Source organism: Schaalia sp. Marseille-Q2122 (assembly GCF_903645355.1).
Lineage (GTDB): Bacteria > Actinomycetota > Actinomycetes > Actinomycetales > Actinomycetaceae > Pauljensenia.
This window is the reverse complement of record NZ_CAHJXR010000004.1, coordinates 262,207-279,465: the sequence shown is the minus strand read 5'-3', so window position 1 is coordinate 279,465 and position 17,259 is coordinate 262,207. Positions and strand designations below refer to the sequence as shown.

At 60.0% G+C, this 17,259-nt stretch carries 14 protein-coding genes; 9 read left to right on the top strand and 5 right to left on the bottom strand.

Translation table 11 applies throughout. The annotated features are described in order from the left end of the window. Positions 1 to 40 precede the first annotated feature (40 nt). Genes HWX48_RS05570 through HWX48_RS05555 form a run of 4 tightly spaced genes read right to left on the bottom strand, consistent with a single transcriptional unit; the run spans position 41 to position 6,105 of the window. The gene (locus HWX48_RS05570) at positions 41 to 3,373 is read right to left on the bottom strand and encodes a DEAD/DEAH box helicase (RefSeq protein ID WP_254872977.1); all 3,333 of its coding nucleotides are present in this window, start codon (positions 3,371 to 3,373) and stop codon (positions 41 to 43) included. Then, on the bottom strand, positions 3,334 to 3,948 hold the full coding sequence (locus HWX48_RS05565; RefSeq protein WP_175955412.1) for a thymidine kinase: 615 nt from the start codon (positions 3,946 to 3,948) through the stop codon (positions 3,334 to 3,336). The genes HWX48_RS05570 and HWX48_RS05565 overlap by 40 nt, the downstream gene beginning before the upstream one ends. A 43-nt stretch (positions 3,949 to 3,991) precedes the next feature. Beyond that, entirely contained in the window at positions 3,992 to 5,710 is a 1,719-nt protein-coding gene (locus tag HWX48_RS05560; RefSeq protein WP_175955411.1) for a DNA polymerase Y family protein, read from the bottom strand. Next, the gene (locus tag HWX48_RS05555; RefSeq protein WP_175955410.1) at positions 5,707 to 6,105 is read right to left on the bottom strand and encodes a hypothetical protein; all 399 of its coding nucleotides are present in this window, start codon (positions 6,103 to 6,105) and stop codon (positions 5,707 to 5,709) included. Before HWX48_RS05555 ends, HWX48_RS05560 begins: the two co-directional genes overlap by 4 nt. A gap of 235 nt (positions 6,106 to 6,340) precedes the next feature. Between HWX48_RS05555 and HWX48_RS05550 the strand changes: the two genes are divergently transcribed. The 4 genes from HWX48_RS05550 (at position 6,341) to sucB (ending at position 10,692) form a co-directional block, all read left to right on the top strand. Beyond that, positions 6,341 to 6,874 carry a YbhB/YbcL family Raf kinase inhibitor-like protein gene (locus HWX48_RS05550; RefSeq protein ID WP_175955409.1) on the top strand — a complete coding sequence of 178 codons (534 nt, stop codon included), beginning with the start codon at positions 6,341 to 6,343 and terminating at the stop codon, positions 6,872 to 6,874. A gap of 24 nt (positions 6,875 to 6,898) precedes the next feature. Next, a complete protein-coding gene (locus tag HWX48_RS05545) occupies positions 6,899 to 7,360 on the top strand; it encodes a tRNA (cytidine(34)-2'-O)-methyltransferase (RefSeq protein ID WP_175955407.1) in 462 nt (153 codons plus the stop codon). A 206-nt stretch (positions 7,361 to 7,566) separates the two neighbouring features. After that, a complete protein-coding gene (gene lpdA / locus HWX48_RS05540) occupies positions 7,567 to 8,940 on the top strand; it encodes a dihydrolipoyl dehydrogenase (protein ID WP_175955406.1) in 1,374 nt (457 codons plus the stop codon). Positions 8,941 to 8,967: 27 nt separating this feature from the next. Further along, a complete protein-coding gene (sucB, locus tag HWX48_RS05535) occupies positions 8,968 to 10,692 on the top strand; it encodes a 2-oxoglutarate dehydrogenase, E2 component, dihydrolipoamide succinyltransferase (RefSeq protein WP_175955405.1) in 1,725 nt (574 codons plus the stop codon). Positions 10,693 to 10,886: 194 nt separating this feature from the next. On the opposite strand, the gene HWX48_RS05530 is transcribed toward sucB, so the two are convergent. After that, entirely contained in the window at positions 10,887 to 12,230 is a 1,344-nt protein-coding gene (locus HWX48_RS05530) for a lipopolysaccharide kinase InaA family protein (protein ID WP_175955404.1), read from the bottom strand. A gap of 181 nt (positions 12,231 to 12,411) precedes the next feature. Between HWX48_RS05530 and HWX48_RS05525 the strand changes: the two genes are divergently transcribed. From HWX48_RS05525 to HWX48_RS05505, 5 genes are all read left to right on the top strand, one after another. Further along, entirely contained in the window at positions 12,412 to 13,608 is a 1,197-nt protein-coding gene (locus tag HWX48_RS05525) for an MFS transporter (protein ID WP_175955403.1), read from the top strand. A gap of 12 nt (positions 13,609 to 13,620) precedes the next feature. Further along, the gene (locus HWX48_RS05520; protein WP_175955402.1) at positions 13,621 to 14,319 is read left to right on the top strand and encodes a DUF4191 domain-containing protein; all 699 of its coding nucleotides are present in this window, start codon (positions 13,621 to 13,623) and stop codon (positions 14,317 to 14,319) included. Positions 14,320 to 14,524: 205 nt separating this feature from the next. Beyond that, positions 14,525 to 15,460, top strand: coding sequence for an ABC transporter substrate-binding protein (locus HWX48_RS05515; RefSeq protein ID WP_175955401.1), 936 nt, complete (start codon positions 14,525 to 14,527; stop codon positions 15,458 to 15,460). A gap of 71 nt (positions 15,461 to 15,531) precedes the next feature. Further along, positions 15,532 to 16,473: an amino acid ABC transporter permease gene (locus HWX48_RS05510; protein WP_175955400.1), complete on the top strand. Its 942-nt coding sequence runs from the start codon at positions 15,532 to 15,534 to the stop codon at positions 16,471 to 16,473. Beyond that, positions 16,470 to 17,249, top strand: a complete 780-nt coding sequence (locus tag HWX48_RS05505; RefSeq protein ID WP_175955398.1) for an amino acid ABC transporter ATP-binding protein — start codon at positions 16,470 to 16,472, stop codon at positions 17,247 to 17,249. The genes HWX48_RS05510 and HWX48_RS05505 overlap by 4 nt, the downstream gene beginning before the upstream one ends. Positions 17,250 to 17,259 lie beyond the last annotated feature (10 nt).

Below are 17,259 nucleotides of genomic sequence, written 5' to 3'. Positions count from 1 at the left end.
ACAAAGGGGGGGCGCTGTCGGCCTCGTGTAGGAGGCGCTCTTACCAGGCTGCGTCAAAAAGAAGGCGAATATCTTCGGTCTTGAGCTGGCTGCTCCCGAAGGACTCCTCATTCATGACTGCATCAACCAGGGCTCGTTTGCGTTCTTGAAGGGCAATAACCTTGTGTTCGATGGTGCCCTGAGCAACGAGGCGGTAGACCGTCACCTTCTTGTCTTGGCCGATGCGATGGGCGCGATCGATCGCTTGTTCTTCTGCGGCGGGATTCCACCAGGGATCCATGACGTAGACATAGTCAGCTTCTGTCAGCGTCAGGCCCGTGCCCCCAGCTTTGAGGGAGATGAGGAATACGCTGGCCTGTCCCTCCCGGAAGGCGTTGATGATCGCCTGACGGTGGCGCGTCGTACCGTCGAGTTGGACGAAGGAGATCCCCGCCTGGGCGAGGGCCCGAGCAATACGCGCCAGGTAGGAGGTGAATTGACTGAAAACAAGAACCTGATGCCCACCTGGCACGATCTGCTCAAGTTGTTCGACAAGGAAGTCTGTTTTTGCTGAGGCAATATCTGCGTATTCTCGGTCGATGAGGGCGGGGTCAAGGGCGAGCTGACGCAGTCGCGTCATCGCCGCGAGGATATCGATACGTTGGGCCCGCCCGTGACGCAAGATGCCAAGTACGTGGGCGCGCTCGCGGGTGAGGTGGCGTTCGTAGAGGCTGCGGTGTTCGGCGCTGAGGGGGATTTCGTAGAGGAAATCGCTGCGCTCTGGCAGGTCGGCGGCGACATCTTCCTTGGTACGCCGCAGGATGAAGGGGGAAACAAGGGTGTGGAAGCGTTTGAGGTCGCGGGTGGATCCTTCTTGTTCGATGGGGCGGCGCATTCCCTCGTTAAAATCCGCCCATCGAGGGAGAAGCCCCGGGCAGGTGAGGCGCAAAATGGCCCACACGTCCGTGAGGGAGTTTTCAATGGGGGTACCCGTGACCGCGATACGCCAGGGGGCATGCAGGTCCGCGAGGGCACGGTGTGCGGCAGTGCGTGGATTTTTCACCATCTGCGCCTCGTCGATAATGAGGCCACCCCAGGCGTGTTCTGCCCATAGGGCGGCGTCGAGTCGGGCGACAGCGTAGGAGGTGACGATAATGTCAGCTCGCTCCCTCAGTATCTCGAGGGGACGCAGGGCTTTTTTCTGCGTTGTTGTGACCGCGTCGACACGCAGGCGAGGGAACCAGCGGCGTGCTTCCGCCTCCCAAATGCCCACCACGGATGTGGGGGCGACAACCAGGATGGGAGCGGGACGAGGTTCGGCGGGAGCCTCGTTGTCCGAATCGTGCTGTGGGAGCACGGTCTCATGCTGGGAGGCCTGATCGATGGACGTGGGAGCCTCAGGGGCATACTGCCGGTAGGAGGCGATTGCTGCGAGGATCTGCAGGGTCTTTCCCAACCCCATATCGTCGGCAAGAATCCCACCCATCTGTGAGCGCATAAGACCGGTGAGCCATTCATGGCCTAAACGCTGGTAGGAGCGCAGGACCTCTGGATCAATGTCGACCAGCGGCAGGGCAGGGATGTCTCCTCGACCGGGAAGGGCTCGCAGGCGTTGCGTCCACTGCTCATGCCAAGAGGCGTGGTGAGACAGGGCGCAGAAGGATTCCCACAGGCTCACGTGCCAAGGTTGAAGGCGCACCTTCCCATCGTTTGAGGGGTGCAAGAGTGCGGCTTCAGCCAGTAAGTCTCTGAGCTCTTCAATTCGTTCGGACTCTATTCGCACCCACTCGCCATTGACATGCAGGTATTCCTCTCCGGCTGCGACGGCCCGCAGTACGCGCTCGAAGGGAACCTCGGCCTGACCCACGCTCAAGGTGGCTTGCAGATCAAACCAGTCACCGTCGTGAGCTGGAATCAGGTCCACTGATATTTCCACGGGCATATCGCTGACGACAAGCTCAGCAATCTCAGGGGAAATCTGCCAGACAATGTGGGGATGCTCCGCCAAAGAGTCAGACATGTCGAGGATTTCAGGCCCCCGCCATGCTGGCAGCAGGACGGGGTCCCATTGCTGAGCAGAGCGCCGAGAAGCGAGGGAGGATTGCCTGACAATCCCCTCAGTGTCGCTGGCTTTGAGGGCTCGCCACACATGTTCCATCACAGGGGGCACTCGCGGATCAATGACGCCATCTCGAAGAAGATCCTCCTGCAAAGGCACGGTCGACGGCCCCTGCGGGGTGATATAGGTCAACCCCCAAGCCACGCGAATCTGCTCTGGACTATGGGTCGTGACGCTCATACAGACGCGCGGGGTCTCCACCGTGGCATCAGTGTCGATCTCTACCTCATATCGCGCCTTGAGGTTTTCCAGATGATAGGCCCAAAACTCTGCCTCATCGGCGTGGGGAACACTCAGGATCGGGAGTTCACGATGGGTCGCTTCATCACCGAGGGTCTCGCTACGTAAGCGGCATCCGCCTTCCATAATGAATAAGCCGGTATCAGGGTCATGGAAGCCGACATGATGCCCCGGGGGCGCGGAACGCAGCTTCGGGGTGAGGGTAATCCCCTCAGCCCCGCGGCTCAGATGATAGTAGGTGCTGGGCCCGTTGTGGTCAAGGGTGATCTCACGCCAGTCATGCGTGTCGCACAAGAGAGTGACGCCCATTGCGTGAAGGCGCACAAGCCAAGCGAAGGCGTCTTCTCCGATGGAGGAGAGGCTGACTTCCCCAGGAGAGAACCACTGCCGACCTCGCCGTGACATACGATAGCCGTCACGAAAGGCCGCAACGTGGGTGGGATTAAGACCATCGGTGACCGACGCCCACTGGGTAGAGGTCAGGTCGGTCCAACTGGCTCGTTTCGTCACCCACCGACGGGTTTGCCCCGGGCGCATGGGGGTGAGCCAGATTTCTTCCCCTGGAGCGCGGACTTCAATGTACAGGGCGAGGGGATCCCCTGGTGCAGCGCTACCGCCAAGAAGAAGCTCGAGTTCTTCGCGCCAATGCTGAGGGTCGGCCAGCGCGCGGGTCTCCTGAGTGTACGTGTGTTCACGCGCGTAGAGGACGAGGGCGACGCTGTGTTGGCAATCGCCTTCAAGGAGGCAGGCGCATTGGGAACGCATCTGCCCATCGTGAACGCTGAGCCTGACCTTATAGGCGAGGCCGTCGGCGCGAATTCGCCCCGCAAGGGAGTCATTGTCCCATTCGCATGAGGAGATTTTTCCCTGGTGGAAGGCGCGCTGACCGTGGCCCCATTGCACGGTTCCCACCCGTGCTTTGAGGTCCTCGTCGCTGAGGCGCGCAAGCAGGTCGAGGAGTTCCTGCTGGCGGGGAGTACGGGTGGCGTCGATCGTTAGTCCCCTAGGGCTCCGTCGGATTCTTTGAGGTAGCACGCCCCGCAGAGGGATTCATACTCGGCGTCAACGCCGTCAATAGACACCTGGTTGCCATCAAAAACAAAGGTGTCTCCGATTCGTCGTCCGTTGAAGATCGCTTTTCGGCCGCAGCGGCAGATGGTTTTGAGTTCTTCGAGGGAGTGACTGATTTCCAGGAGGCGACGAGCCCCAGGGAAAGCAACGGTTTTGAAGTCCGTGCGAATGCCGTAGGCCAGGACTGGGATATTTTCTTCAACCGCTAGTCGTAGGGCGTCATCGACCTGCTGGGGGGTGAGGAATTGGGCCTCGTCAATCAAGATGGCGGCTACAGGCCGAGGGCTGTCGGGGGATTCAAAGTCCTCAGCGCTGGCGCGAGCGACGCAGTCGCGGATGGAGTCTTCTGCGTCAATGAGGATGTCAACTTCGCGGGCTACTCCCAGGCGCGAGAGGATATTCCTGTCCCCCTTGGTGTCGATGCGGGGTTTGGCCAAAAGGATGCGTTGGCCGCGTTCTTCGTAGTTGTAGGCAACTTGCAACAGAGCAGTTGATTTACCTGAGTTCATTGCTCCGTAGCGGAAGTACAACTTCGCCATTCGGCTCCCCTTCTTTAAGAGTTGTCCCTGCCATCCTAGCGCTCTAAGCGTAGGCTCCTTCAACCCACCATTGACCTGATCGATAGACGAGAAGCAGGTCGGGTCCTTTCTCTGTTCTCACGCGCAGGTACACCCGCTGTGTCCTGGCATGGTCGGCCCTGTCCCACCAGCGTCCGCGCACAACCCACAGAGGGCTGGCACAGCTCATCGCGTAGGGACACTCCTTCTCCCAATGGGCGAGGGCGCCTGAGCGGGGCTGGGCCCGCAAAGTGATGTGCGTGGGCGTGTCACTCAGGACCCCTCGGGGCGTCACTATAACCGGTCGAGCCTGGACGGGCTCCTCCTCCAGAGCTTCAGAGTTGGACGAAGAGAAGCCGGGTGTTGCCGAGGGCGAGGGCCCAGGAGTGATTAGACGCAGTCTCCTTCCTGCGTCTCTATTCTCGGCACAGGCAAAGAGCGCGGCAGGAATTGGCGGATGGCACAGGGTGTCGGGGTTATCACTCACACCTCCTTCCCACTCTCCTTCACGAGGAACACTGCCCGACAGGCCCCTGCCCCAGGGGCGCATGAAAGTACGGCTGCGGGGGTCGTGCCCTCCCTGGAGACTGACTGCGAGGGCAGCTTCTTCGCCCAGGAGGGCTTGAATCTGGGTAATGGCCCGGTCAACCACCTCTTTGTTGGCGTCTTTTCCCCAGAGGTAATCACTTTCGGGCGCGGAGATGAAGTCACTGACGATGACGTCAATACCGCTCAAGGGGCCACGCGGGGCGTCCTCGGGGGAAAGATCACTCAGGCTCATCCAGCCTTGGGCGTGCCAGCGGAGGCGCTCAATGATGGTGTGACTATCGCGAGCATCGCATCCATTCCAGGTGCGGGTACGCGTTTGTCCAGCTTCGCTGCGGAGGGTGATGGTCAGGCTTTGGGCGCTCATGCCGCGAGACGTGAGAGCGTCAACGATTTCTTGGGCGATGCGCCTCATGGGAATCACCGCGTGTTCGACCTGGTGGGCGGGAGGGTCGATGGCGCAGGAGAAGGTGAGTTCAGCGCAGATGCGTTGTCCCTGCGGAAGCTGCAGGTCTGCGCCTGTGATGCAGGCCAGAAGAGAGCTCATAGGCTGACCAAAACGCGCGCGCAGGGCGGGAGCGTCGGCGCGGCGCAGGTCCTCAACGCTTTTCATCCCAAGTTTATTGAGGGCGGCAATGAGGGGGCTGAAGGTGTGACCGTATCCGGGAAGGAGGTAGGGAATGCGTTCGAGGGAAAGTCCTGCAAGGTAGGCCGGGCTTTCACCCGGGGGAATAATGCGCCCCGAGCGTGCGGCTAGTAGCGGGGCGAGCGTGCCATCGGCAATGCCAATAAGACATTCAACTCCGGTACGTTGACTGACAGCATCGATAATGTTTTCTGCCGCGTGTTCTTCGCTGCCATGCCAGCGGGCTGCGGGCCCGATGGGTCCCCATGCCAGGCCTGGGCGAAGGACGGCGATATCGGCGATTTCTTCTTCGCAGGCGCGCAGGATTTCTTCAAAATGAGCGGCTTCCGTGTCGGGGTCTGCGCCGCTCATCACTAATTCTGGGCAGAGGTGTTGGGCGGTTCGGGTACTCATTCCTGTCCGTACTCCCGCTTGACGGGCAGCGACGGTAGTGTGCTGCACGCGCCCTCGATCAACGAGGACGGCTGGCGCTCCCGGCGGGGTGCCGAGGATCAGACAGGCTGTGGGCCAGTCAGGTACCCATAGGGCGAAGCGCCGAATTCCTTCCGTCATGTTCCCACCGCCCGCTGAGGGAGTTGGGTCACTGTGGCGCCTGTCTGCCAGTGGTGTGGGAAGGAGCGTGAGAGTCCCGGCCAGGGGGTTGCACTGAGAATGAGGCAGCCTTTTTGTCGAGCTTTTGCGGCGATGCGTTTGCGTCCTTGAGCGCTGAGGGGGAGGTCTCCGACGCAGAGGATGTCCACCGCAGAAGCGAGGATGGAGAGCACTCTTTCGGCGGCGATGTCCAGGTTGGGAAGGGCAACGACCCTCTCAAGGTTGAGACCTTGTTCGCTCAGGCGTTGCCATCCGATCTCAGGTAGCGCGGCGACCGCGATCCATGTCAGAGGGGTTGCGCATTGCAAAAGTGCATCATTGAGGTCTTTTTGTGTGCCGGAAATGGAGTAGATCATTCCCGGGGGTGTTTTTCTGTCGCTTTTTGCGGCAAGCTGGAGGTCCGGGTGTGTGTGCGTTATTCCCATAGCGATCTGCGCGCCCATGAGAATTTCACGAGCACGAGCAAGCCTATGAGCGTTTTCTTGCGACATGGCGCTCACACCTCGCTTCCCACAACATCTATCGAACACCTGTTCGATGATTGTAGGGGAGGTATCCCGTTTTTGCCGCTTCGTCCCTGGAGGTCCAGTCATGACGTCACTTGAACGCCCTATCGCCCCCGATCCCTACGACCTTCTCCCTCCCGTCCCCTCCTTCACTCTTGAGTCGGACGACCTTCGCGATGGGGAGGCACTGCCACTTCTTCATAGCGCCGAGGGCGGAAATGTCTCTCCACATCTTCGCTGGTCAGGTTTTCCTGAGGAGACACAAAGTTTCGTTGTTTCCTGCTTTGATCCCGACGCCCCGACACCCTCAGGCTGGTGGCATTGGACGATCGTTGATATGGATGCCTCAACCACTGAGCTTGCCCAAGGGCAGGGTGAGTCCGATCTTCTTCTTGATGGGGCGGCCTTCCACCTACGTGTTGACCACGGTGGGGCGGAGTATTTTGGCGCCGCTCCCCCGCCGCATGATCATCCGCATCGCTATATTTTTGCGGTTCATGCCCTTGATGTGGAAACTTTAGGGATTGATGACGAGGCCACTCCTGCCGAGTGCGCCTTCCATCTTGCCTTCCACACGATTGCGCGAGCGAGGCTCACTGCCACCTTCGCCATCGCCTAAACCCATTGTCTAAGTTGAGAGTCGATGCTTCACATTATTTTCTTCGAGCCAAAGATTCCTGGGAATACCGGCGCTGCCATCCGACTGTCGGCATGTACGGGGTCCATGCTGCACCTCGTTGAGCCTTTGGCTTTCGATATGGATGATACGAAGCTGCGCCGAGCCGGCTTGGATTATCACGATCTGGCCCATGTCAAGGTGCATCCTTCTCTGGAGGACGCTCTGGCTGAGATTCCCGGCAAGATTTGGGCTTTCACCGGGCATAGTTCCACTCTCTACACCGACATTGCCTATAGCGATGGCGATGGCCTGCTTTTTGGCCCTGAACCTGACGGTCTTCCCCAGGGGGTTCTTGACCACCCTGAGGTGAATGGTCTTGTACGCATTCATATGCGTCCGGGGGCCCGCTCGCTCAACCTCGCAAATTCGGCGTCCATTGCTTTGTACGAGGCGTGGCGCCAGTGCGGGTTCCCCGGAGGTGTCTAAGGGCGCGAGAAGGCAGGACCTTGCACTGCCGACGCCTCCTTCAGGGGCATGAGGCTCACTCCCGTAAGCGTCTTGGGGGCGTATTTTCCTAATGTGGGAGTTCCCACCCTGATTTTTCCAGAAGAGGGAGGAAAAGAGCGCTCCAGAGTGGGACAATAGGCCCATACGGACATCCCCGTTATTTTCACAATTAAGGAGTGGATTACGTGAGCGAACCCACGTACGACCTCGTCATTTTGGGTGCCGGATCGGGTGGCTATGCCGCCGCCCTTCGCGGTTCCCAGCTGGGCATGACAGTAGCTTTGATCGATGGTGACAAAGTTGGCGGCACCTGCCTGCACCGCGGCTGCATCCCCACTAAGGCGTATCTGCACGCTGCTGAAACGGCAGATGCTGTCCGCGAGTCTGAGCAATTTGGCGTGTCCTCTACCTTCCATGGCATCGACATGGCCAAGGTTGGTGCCTACCGCGATTCGGTGATCACCAAGCTCTACAAGGGCCTCCAGGGCCTGCTTGCCTCCCGCAATGTTGACATTATCCAGGGCTGGGGCCGTTTGGTTTCCCAAGACACCGTCGAAGTGGACGGTCGTCGTATCACTGGCCGTCATGTCATCCTTGCCACCGGTTCTTACTCTCGTTCTCTCCCGGGCCTGGAAATTGGCGGCCGTATTATCAGCTCCGATCAGGCCCTCCAGATGGAATGGGTCCCCCAGAAGGCTATCGTCCTGGGTGGTGGCGTTATTGGCTTGGAATTCGCCTCCGTGTGGCGTTCCTTCGGCGCTGAGGTCACCATCCTTGAGGCTCTGCCCCACCTGGCGGCTAACGAGGACGAAGCGATCTCCAAGCACCTGGAGCGTACCTTCCGTAAGCGCGGCATCGCTTTCCACACCAACACTCGCTTCACTGGCGCCACGCAGGATGAGTCCGGCGTTCATGTGACGACCGAGGACGGCAAAACCTTCGACGCTGACGTGCTGCTTGTGGCCGTAGGCCGCGGTCCTGTCACCGCTGGCTTGGGCTATGAAGAAGCTGGCATCTCCATGGATCGCGGTTTTGTGTTGACCAACGATCGTCTCCACACCGGTGTGGGCAATATTTACGCCGTTGGCGACATTGTGCCCGGCTTGCAGCTCGCTCACCGTGGATTCCTTCAAGGTATTTTCGTTGCCGAGGAAATCGCTGGCCTTAATCCTGCTCCCATTGTGGAGTCTGGTATCCCCCGCGTGACCTTCTGCGAGCCTGAGATTGCTTCTGTGGGCCTGACTGAAAAGCAGGCTCGTGAGCAGTATGGCGATGCAGTACGTTCTGTCGAATACAACCTTGCAGGCAACGGCAAGTCCAATATCCTTGGTACTACCGGCTTTATTAAGCTCGTTTCCGTTGAGGGTGGTCCGATCGTGGGCTTCCACGGCATTGGCGCTCGCATCGGCGAACAGGTTGGTGAAGGCGAACTCTTGGTGAACTGGGAGGCGTACCCTGAAGATGTGGCTGCGCTGATTCACGCTCACCCCACCCAAAATGAATCCATCGGTGAAGCTGCCCTCGCCTTGGCGGGTAAGCCTCTCCACTCCCATAACTGACCAAAAGTCAACAAGGAGAAGAATCTAATGGCAACCGCAGTGACCATGCCTGCCCTGGGCGAATCCGTCGCCGAAGGAACCGTCACCACCTGGCTCAAGTCCGTGGGCGATACCGTCGCTCTGGATGAACCCCTCGTTGAAGTCGCCACCGACAAGGTTGACTCTGAGGTCCCCTCCCCCGCTGCTGGCGTTCTGCTGGAGATCCTCGTTGGCGAGGATGAAACCGTTGAGGTGGGCACCACCATCGCCATGATTGGCGATGCCTCCGAGGCAGCCGCTCCCGCGCCTGCCGCTCAAGCAGCCCCCGCCGTTGAGGAAGCTGCCGCAGCTCCCGCTCCCGTTGCTGAGGCATCCCCGGCACCCGCCGCTGGCCCTGTCTCCGGCACTGAGGTGACCATGCCAGCTCTGGGCGAGTCCGTCGCTGAAGGCACTGTTACCACGTGGCTCAAGTCCGTGGGCGACAAGGTTGAGACTGATGAGGCCCTCCTTGAGGTCGCCACCGACAAGGTCGACTCCGAGGTTCCCTCCCCCGTGTCGGGCTACCTCGTCGAGATTCGCGTTCAGGAAGATGAGACCGTCGCCGTTGGCACCGTTCTTGCCGTCATCGCTGACCAGGCAGGAGCTCCCGCAGCTCAAGCAGCTCCTGCTCCGGTGGCTGAGCCCGCACCGGCTCCGGCACCCGCAGCACCGGCTCCGGCACCCGCAGCATCGGCACCGGCCGCTCCCGTCAATCCCTTCCCCACCGCAGAATCTCTTGCCCCCGTGGCGCAGAGCGCTGGCGTGAAGGCCGACGAGGTTCCGGCCCCGGCCTCGGCCATCAACGGCTACGTCACCCCCATCGTGCGCAAGCTTGCACGCGAGGCTGACATTGACCTAGCTACCCTAACCGGTACCGGTGTCGGTGGCCGTATCCGCCGCGAAGACGTTGAGGCTGCGATTGCTGCTCGCAAGGCAGCTGCCGCTGCCCCTGCTCCCGTTGCTGCGGCTCCGGCTCCCGCACCTGCCGCTCCCGCAGCTCCCGCACAGGAGCCCTCGCCTCTGCGTGGCACCACTGAGAAGATGTCTCGCCTGCGTCAGACCATCGCTCGTCGCATGGTGGATTCGCTGCAGACTGCTGCTCAGCTCACCACCGTTGTCGAGGTTGATGTCACCCGCATTGCTGCTCTGCGTGCACGCAATAAGGATGCCTTCCAGGCTCGCGAGAACACCAAGCTCACCTTCCTGCCCTTCTTCGTCAAGGCTGCGACTGAGGCTCTTGCCTACCACCCGAAGATCAACGCATCGATCAATGACACCGAGGTCACCTACCACGGCCACGAGCACATTGGTATTGCTGTTGACACGCCCAAGGGCCTGTTCGTTCCCGTCATTAAGGACGCTGGCGAAAAGTCCATGGCTGACATTGCCCGTTCCATTAACGATCTGGCAGCACGCACCCGCGACGGCAAGGTGGGCCCGGAGGAACTGACCGGTTCGACCTTCACCATCACCAACACCGGCTCCGGTGGCGCTCTCTTCGACACCCCCGTTCTCAACATGCCTGAGACCGCGATCATGGGTGTGGGCACCATTGTCAAGCGTCCCGTGGTGGTCAAGGACGCCGAGGGGAACGACGCTATTGCGATTCGCTCCATGGTCTACCTGTCGCTGTCCTACGATCACCGCCTGGTCGATGGCGCAGACGCTGCCCGTTACCTCATGGCCGTCAAGAAGCGCCTGGAGGAAGCAGCTTTTGAGGCTGACCTGGCCTGAACGTTGTAGGGAAGGCAGTAGATACTGCACCCGCTGAGTGAGGGGTCATGCGTATTTGCGCATGACCCCTCACTGTGTTCCTCCCCTGGCCTCCAGCAGCGCTTTCCCGCCGCTGCCCCCTCCCAGATCTTTCCTTTCAGGGGCGCTTTTCACCCTGGTCCTCCGAGGCCAGCTCCACGCCTGCCTCGTCCTTTTCACCGTGCATGCACGGCTTTCCACGGATTTCCTTCAAGTTCCAGGATGAATACCTGGGCTTCTCCTTCCGGGGCTTGTACGCACTCCCCTGCTTGGCAGCGTTCGTGGGCTTTGTGTAGCAGGGTGACCTCCACGTGTGCGCTCCCCAGTCCGCAGGAAAGGACAGATAGTGCCGTCAGCTCAGTGTCGAACTCGCGGATATTAATACCCCTGTCACGTATCTGTTCAATGAGTGCGCGGTCTGCCTCCAATAAAGCTCCGCCAAGGGCTTGAGGGAGTTCATCAGCGCGAGCGCTGTTGAAGGCCTCGTCTCGCGCCTGCAGGATGTCTCTCACTCGTCGAGAGATTTCCTCGCCCTCACAGGCGGGTGCCGCCTCCGACGCCCGCGTTCCTTGGGAGCTTTGTCCTCGGTCAGAGGCACCTACACCGGCTTGTTCCTTGTCGCTTGGCCCGCTGACTGAAACGCTCTGCTTGTACGAAGGAGCGCTCTGAGGAGCAGTACTAAACTCAGCAGTCCCAGATGAGGTGGACTCTGCCTGCTGAGTGTGGGCGGTTGCAAAAGCGTAGCTCGCTCCGCCAAAGAGCAGTGCCACCATAATGCCGACTCCGACTAGAGCGCGGGGTCGAGGGCGGCGCGCGGAGCTGGAGCGACGGCTGTTGCGGGCACGGCTGCTACGGATCCGAGAATTGCTCGCACGCGACGCGACACGGAAGCGCTGCTGAGGTGCTCGAAGTTCTGTAGCGGGGAGCGTGGCATGCAGGCGTAAACGCGTTGCCGGGTCAGTGACTTCTCCCGATCCTTCTGCGGCAAGCAGAGCGTCGCGTATCCTCTCCACGGCGTCAATGTCGGCCTCCATACTGGGGTTTTCTCGCGAGCTCCATCCCTCCGTTCCGGCCAGTGCATCAGGGTCGTCGCTCAGGTCAATGATGACCGCCCTGTGCCCGGGAGCGACGATGATGTTGTTGGGGCTGAGATCTCCGTGGATGATTCCGGCGCGATGCAAGGCGGCGATGCCCTCGCATATCCCCTGATAGATGCGGTGCCGGGCGGCCTTCTCACGCACTCCTCCGTCAGCGAGGAGGATCGCCAAGGATTCGCCGTCAACGCGTTCTTGAACGAGGGCCCAGCGGCCGTCCTCGTGGCGGACGACATCGCGTAGCGCCGCAACGTGGGGGCTGTCAACGGTGGCCCACTGACGCCAGCGGTCACTTCTTTCCTCGCCCTCAAGGGAGGAGTGGAAGGAAATCAACACCTCGCGTCCCTGCGAGTCACGTGCCGCCCACAGGGGTCCATCGCTGCGGAGGTAGGCAATCTCACCAATTTCGTAGCCATCAACGTCCATAACTCCAGAATGGTGATTTTTCAGGCCTTCTCCAAACGCTGGCATGAATCTGTGGATAACTTTCCCTCCGGCGTTGCGCGCGAGAAGCGATAGGATAGCGCCATCCCCTCGTTTGACGAGGCAGGCCCACATGCTCCCCTTGGTGGGACCCTTGTGGGCAGTCGATTTCTGGAGCACTCCTGTGCAAAGCTCTCCTTTCCGCGCCCTCGCGCACTATCGTTCTCTTCCCACCATCGTCAGCTGGCGTCGCCTGCTTGTTGCCGCTGCTGCCCGCGCCTCCTACGCGATGGTTCCTCTCGGCACAATGAGCGCCATTACGGCCTCCACCGGTTCAGTTGCTCTTGGCGGTCTCGCCACCGGTGTCGTCTCCCTGTCCACTGCTATTGCTTCACCCTTCATTGGGCGCTGGTCGGACTATTCCGGACAGCGCCGCATGCTGCTTATCGTGACGCCTCTGTCCGCCCTCGCATTAGCCTCGCTGCTGACGGCGGCGTTGATGGGCTGGTCGGATTGGCGCCTGTGGGCTGCCTGTCTTTTTGTTGGCGTGACGTCTTTGCCGATTGGGTCGTTGACGCGCGCCCGGTGGGTTTCTCATTCCTTGACTCCGCGACTGCTTGCCACGGCTTTTTCTTATGAGTCAATGGTGGATGAACTGATGTTCGTCTTTGGCCCGGTCCTTGTGGGCCTCACCGCGGTGGTTTTCCCTGCTGCTCCGCTTGCTCTGGCGGCGGGCCTGGTCACCGTCGCCGGGGGCCTCTTCGCCTACCACGCGCCCCGCACCTTGGTCGAGCCCCAGGCGGCTGGCGTTGATAGTCGGCCCAGTATTGCCCGGGTCCTGTGGGCAATTGCGCCAGCCATTATTGCCATGATGGCCATCGGCACTCTCTTTGGCGCCACGCAAGCAGGGCTGACGGCAAAGGCGACAGCGTTGGGGGTGCCTGGCCAAGCCGGAGTGGTCTATGGAGCGATGGGGATTGGATCGGCAATCATGGCGATCCTCGTTGTGGTGATCTCTGAACGCGTCACTCCGGCGATGCGCGTTGCTCTTCCAGCTTTTTTTGCGGCGGGTGCCATGTGGCTAGCTGGGCACTTCGATTCCCTCCTTCCTGTTGCTGGCGTTCTCTTCGTGGCGGGGCTCAATGTGGGAGTGATGATGGTGACCTCCTTTACTAATGCTGAAAAGCTTGCTCCTGCGGGCGGTTTGGCAGTAGCGATGACGGCGATGCCTGCAGCGATTACAGTGGGGGTCTCTGCTGGGTCGATTGCTGGTGGTTTTGCAGCCTCACACACGGGCCCTCAGGCTGCCTTCCTCGTCTCGGCTGGCGCCTGCGTGATTGCGGCCTTGAGCGCGCTACCCCTGGCGAGGAGAACACGCTAAGATCGAAGAGCTATGGCTGATAAGACTCCCTCCCCCATGAAGAAGCGTCGTTGGTACCACAATGTGGTTGACGCTTATAAGATCACCGCACGTTCCTACCCCTGGCTGAAGTGGGTACTCGCTGCTGTCATCATCGTTTCACTCGCTCTGAATATCCTCTTTGCAGCTCTCACTCAAGGTAGTTGGGTGCTGTGGATTCTCATGGGCGTGATGACGGGCATTCTCATTGCCATGCTCTTGTTGTCCTACTTGGCTCCTCGCGCCATGTACACGCAGATTGAGGGCACCGTTGGTTCTGTGTATGCGGTATTGAGCCAGATTAAGCGCGGTTGGATTGTTTTTGAGCGCCCTGTGAACGCTACTCGTGAGCAGGATATCGTCTGGCGCATTGTGGGCCGCCCCGGCGTTGTGTTGATCTCGGAAGGTCCGTCCTCGCGCGTGCGCCCGCTGCTGAATGCTGAACGGAAGAAGATTCAGCGCGTTGCGCAGAATGTTCCTGTTCATCTCATTGAGGTGGGTAGCGGTGAGGGGCAGGTGCGTCTGGCGGATCTGCAGTCTCGCCTGCGTAAGCTGAAGAATGTCTTGACTCGCGAGGAGATTCCGTCGGTGAGTCAGCGCTTGAATGCTTTGACGGCGTCGAGCGCTCCGATTCCAAAGGGTGTTGATCCGAATCGTGTTCGCATGAATCGTCGTGCTTTGCGTGGGCGTTAGTCCTTGGCGCTTCACTGCTGTGGCCCTCCCAATGTGGGAGGGCCACTTTTTCTTTCCCCTCTGCTGGGGTGACGTGTGATGGGTGCACGTTGGTCGACAGCTCCCGCGCGTCTTTCAGTGCATCTCTCATTGCGAGACACCCATACGAATATTATGCGCATATGCGCATACTTGTATCAGTCGCTCCACAGAGAAAGGCACTCCCATGAAGAAGCTGACCGCACTCATTGGATTTACCGCTGTTGCAACCCTCGCCCTGGCAGGTTGCGCAGACCCCACCACCGGTGCCTCCCAAAGCGCAGCCGACTCAGGCGCAGGCGCTGGCGTTGCAGGCATCACCCCCTTCGATGTCTCGACGCTCTCAGAGGTTCCCGAGGTTGCCGCCCTCGTCCCCGCAGACATTAAGGAAAAGGGCATTCTTACCAACGGCGCCTCCACCGACTACGCCCCCGGCGAGTTCCGCGGCGATGATGGCCAAACCCCCGTCGGGTACGACGTTGACCTCGTCAAGGCCATTGCTAAGGTCATGGGCCTCAAGGAGGGCCAGACCAGCCACGCAGAGTTCCCCACCATTCTTCCCGCGCTGGGCACGAAGTTCGATGTGGCGGCATCTTCCTTCACCATCACCCCTGAGCGCCTCGAACAGGTCAATATGATCTCCTACGTTGAGGTTGGTTCGGCCTACGCCGTGGCAGCAGGCAACCCCAAGGGCTTTGACCCGACCGACCCCTGCGGCGCCACTATCGGCGTCCAGAACGGCACCTACCAGCAGGACTACGCTCAAGAGCTGTCCGACAAGTGCGTTGCTGACGGTAAGAGCCCCATTGAAATCAAGCCCGAAGATGTCCAGACCTCCATCGCAACGAAGGTGATCGGCGGTCAATACGATGCCACACTGGCAGATTCCACGGTCATTGGCTTCACTGTCGAACTCGCAGAGGGTAAGCTCGAACAGGTCGGCGAGGTCATCGAATCTGAACCGCAGGGAATTGCCGTTGCCAAGGACAATGTGGAATTGGCCAAGGCTGTCCAGGCCGCCGTTCAGTACCTCATGGATAACGGCCAGTTCGCCAAGATTCTGGGCGCATACGGCGCTGAGGATGCGGCTCTGACCACTGCAGAACTCAACCCCGGTAAGTGACACCTCCACACGTCGTGGGATGCTCCATCCGAGCATCCCACGACGTTGTATCGCGCGGAAAGACTCCTCCTATGCCCCATGTCAAAGACGGAATTGAATTCCTCGAGGCAAAACCTGTCCCGCGGCCCGGCCGCTGGGTCTCTGCCGCTTTTATCGGCCTCATCGCTGTTATCGCCCTCCACTCTCTAGCGACAAACCCGAACTACCAATGGGATGTCGTTGCTCAGTGGGTCTTCTCGCAGACGATCGTCAGCGGCGTTCTCTTCACTCTTCTCCTGACCGTCCTCGCAATGGCCCTGGGCACTGTCCTGGCCATCACCATGGCGGTCATGCGCCAGTCAGTGAATCCGATTTTGCGTGGGGTCGCCACCTTCTACATCTGGTTCTTCCGCGGCACCCCCATTTATACGCAGCTCATCTTCTGGTCCCTGCTTCCCAGCCTCTACCCCACCATTGGCATCGGGATCCCCTTCATGGAACCCTTCGTGGAGTTCTCGACCATCGACTATTTCACGCCACTTTGGATGGCCTTCATCGGCCTTGGCCTCAACGAAGGCGCCTACCTTGCCGAGATTATCCGCGCCGGCTTACTCTCTGTTGACAAGGGACAGTGGGAGGCAGCAACAGCCCTGGGCATGCCGCGCTCTATGATCTTCCGCCGGATCATTTTGCCCCAGGCCATGCGCGTCATCGTGCCGCCCATCGGTAATGAAACGATTTCGATGCTCAAGACGACCTCGTTGGTCAGCGCTATCCCCTACACCTATGAACTGACCTTCGTGGCTCGCACGAAGGGGCAGGCGCTCTTCTTGCCAATTCCTCTGTTGATCGCGGCGGCCCTGTGGTATCTGCTCATCACGACCCTGCTGATGATGGTGCAAAGCCGTATTGAGCGTCACTTCGGGAAGGGTTTTGATCGTCGCGATTCACCCACCCCCACGCATGATCGACAAGCGGCGATTAACCGTTCCCACACGACCAACGACGATCCTTTCATCGAGGTAACCCCATGAGCACTCAGGCGAAGGTCTCCCTTCGAGGCGTCCACAAGTTCTTCGACGACCTCCATGTTCTTCGAGGCGTGGATTTGGATGTGCAGCCCGGTGAGGTGTGCGTGGTACTTGGCCCCTCAGGTTCAGGAAAGTCCACCCTGTTGCGCTGCCTCAACCAGTTGGAAACGATTAGCGCTGGTCGCGTCTACGTTGACGGCACTCTGCTGGGCTACCGCGAGGAAGAAAAGAACGGGCAGGTCATTGTGCATGATCTGCCGGATAAGGCCATCGCACAGCAGCGCTCGAAGATCGGTATGGTATTCCAGCGTTTCAACCTCTTTCCTCATATGACGGCTCTAGAAAACGTTATGGAAGCCCCGATCCACGTCGCCAAGGTCCCTAAGGCGCAGGCGAAGACCCGCGCGGAGGAGCTGCTTGCGTTGGTGGGCTTGGCTGACCGCGCTGATCATTACCCTTCGGAACTCTCAGGTGGTCAGCAGCAGCGCGTGGCCATTGCACGTTCGCTGGCGATGGAACCCGAGCTGATGCTCTTTGATGAGCCGACCTCTGCCCTTGATCCTGAACTGGTGGGCGAGGTTTTGGCGGTCATGAAGGACCTGGCAGAGTCGGGGATGACGATGGTTGTCGTCACTCACGAGGTCGGCTTCGCCCGAGAGGTTGCCGATACCGTCGTCTTCATGGATGGTGGCGTGATTGTTGAGCAGGGCTCCCCCGAGCAGGTGATTGATCACCCGCAGGAGGAGCGCACCAAGGAGTTCTTCTCTAAAGTGCTCTGAGAGTCCTTGT

Bases quoted from the DNA above. Each gene is read 5' to 3' on its own strand.
- HWX48_RS05565 (WP_175955412.1), bottom strand. From the start codon at position 3,948: ATGGCGAAGTTGTACTTCCGCTACGGAGCAATGAACTCAGGTAAATCA.
- HWX48_RS05560 (WP_175955411.1), bottom strand. From the start codon at position 5,710: ATGACGGAAGGAATTCGGCGCTTCGCCCTATGGGTACCTGACTGGCCC.
- HWX48_RS05555 (WP_175955410.1), bottom strand. From the start codon at position 6,105: ATGATCTACTCCATTTCCGGCACACAAAAAGACCTCAATGATGCACTT.
- HWX48_RS05550 (WP_175955409.1), top strand. From the start codon at position 6,341: ATGACGTCACTTGAACGCCCTATCGCCCCCGATCCCTACGACCTTCTC.
- HWX48_RS05545 (WP_175955407.1), top strand. From the start codon at position 6,899: ATGCTTCACATTATTTTCTTCGAGCCAAAGATTCCTGGGAATACCGGC.
- sucB (WP_175955405.1), top strand. From the start codon at position 8,968: ATGGCAACCGCAGTGACCATGCCTGCCCTGGGCGAATCCGTCGCCGAA.
- HWX48_RS05530 (WP_175955404.1), bottom strand. From the start codon at position 12,230: ATGGACGTTGATGGCTACGAAATTGGTGAGATTGCCTACCTCCGCAGC.
- HWX48_RS05520 (WP_175955402.1), top strand. From the start codon at position 13,621: ATGGCTGATAAGACTCCCTCCCCCATGAAGAAGCGTCGTTGGTACCAC.
- HWX48_RS05515 (WP_175955401.1), top strand. From the start codon at position 14,525: ATGAAGAAGCTGACCGCACTCATTGGATTTACCGCTGTTGCAACCCTC.
- HWX48_RS05510 (WP_175955400.1), top strand. From the start codon at position 15,532: ATGCCCCATGTCAAAGACGGAATTGAATTCCTCGAGGCAAAACCTGTC.
- HWX48_RS05505 (WP_175955398.1), top strand. From the start codon at position 16,470: ATGAGCACTCAGGCGAAGGTCTCCCTTCGAGGCGTCCACAAGTTCTTC.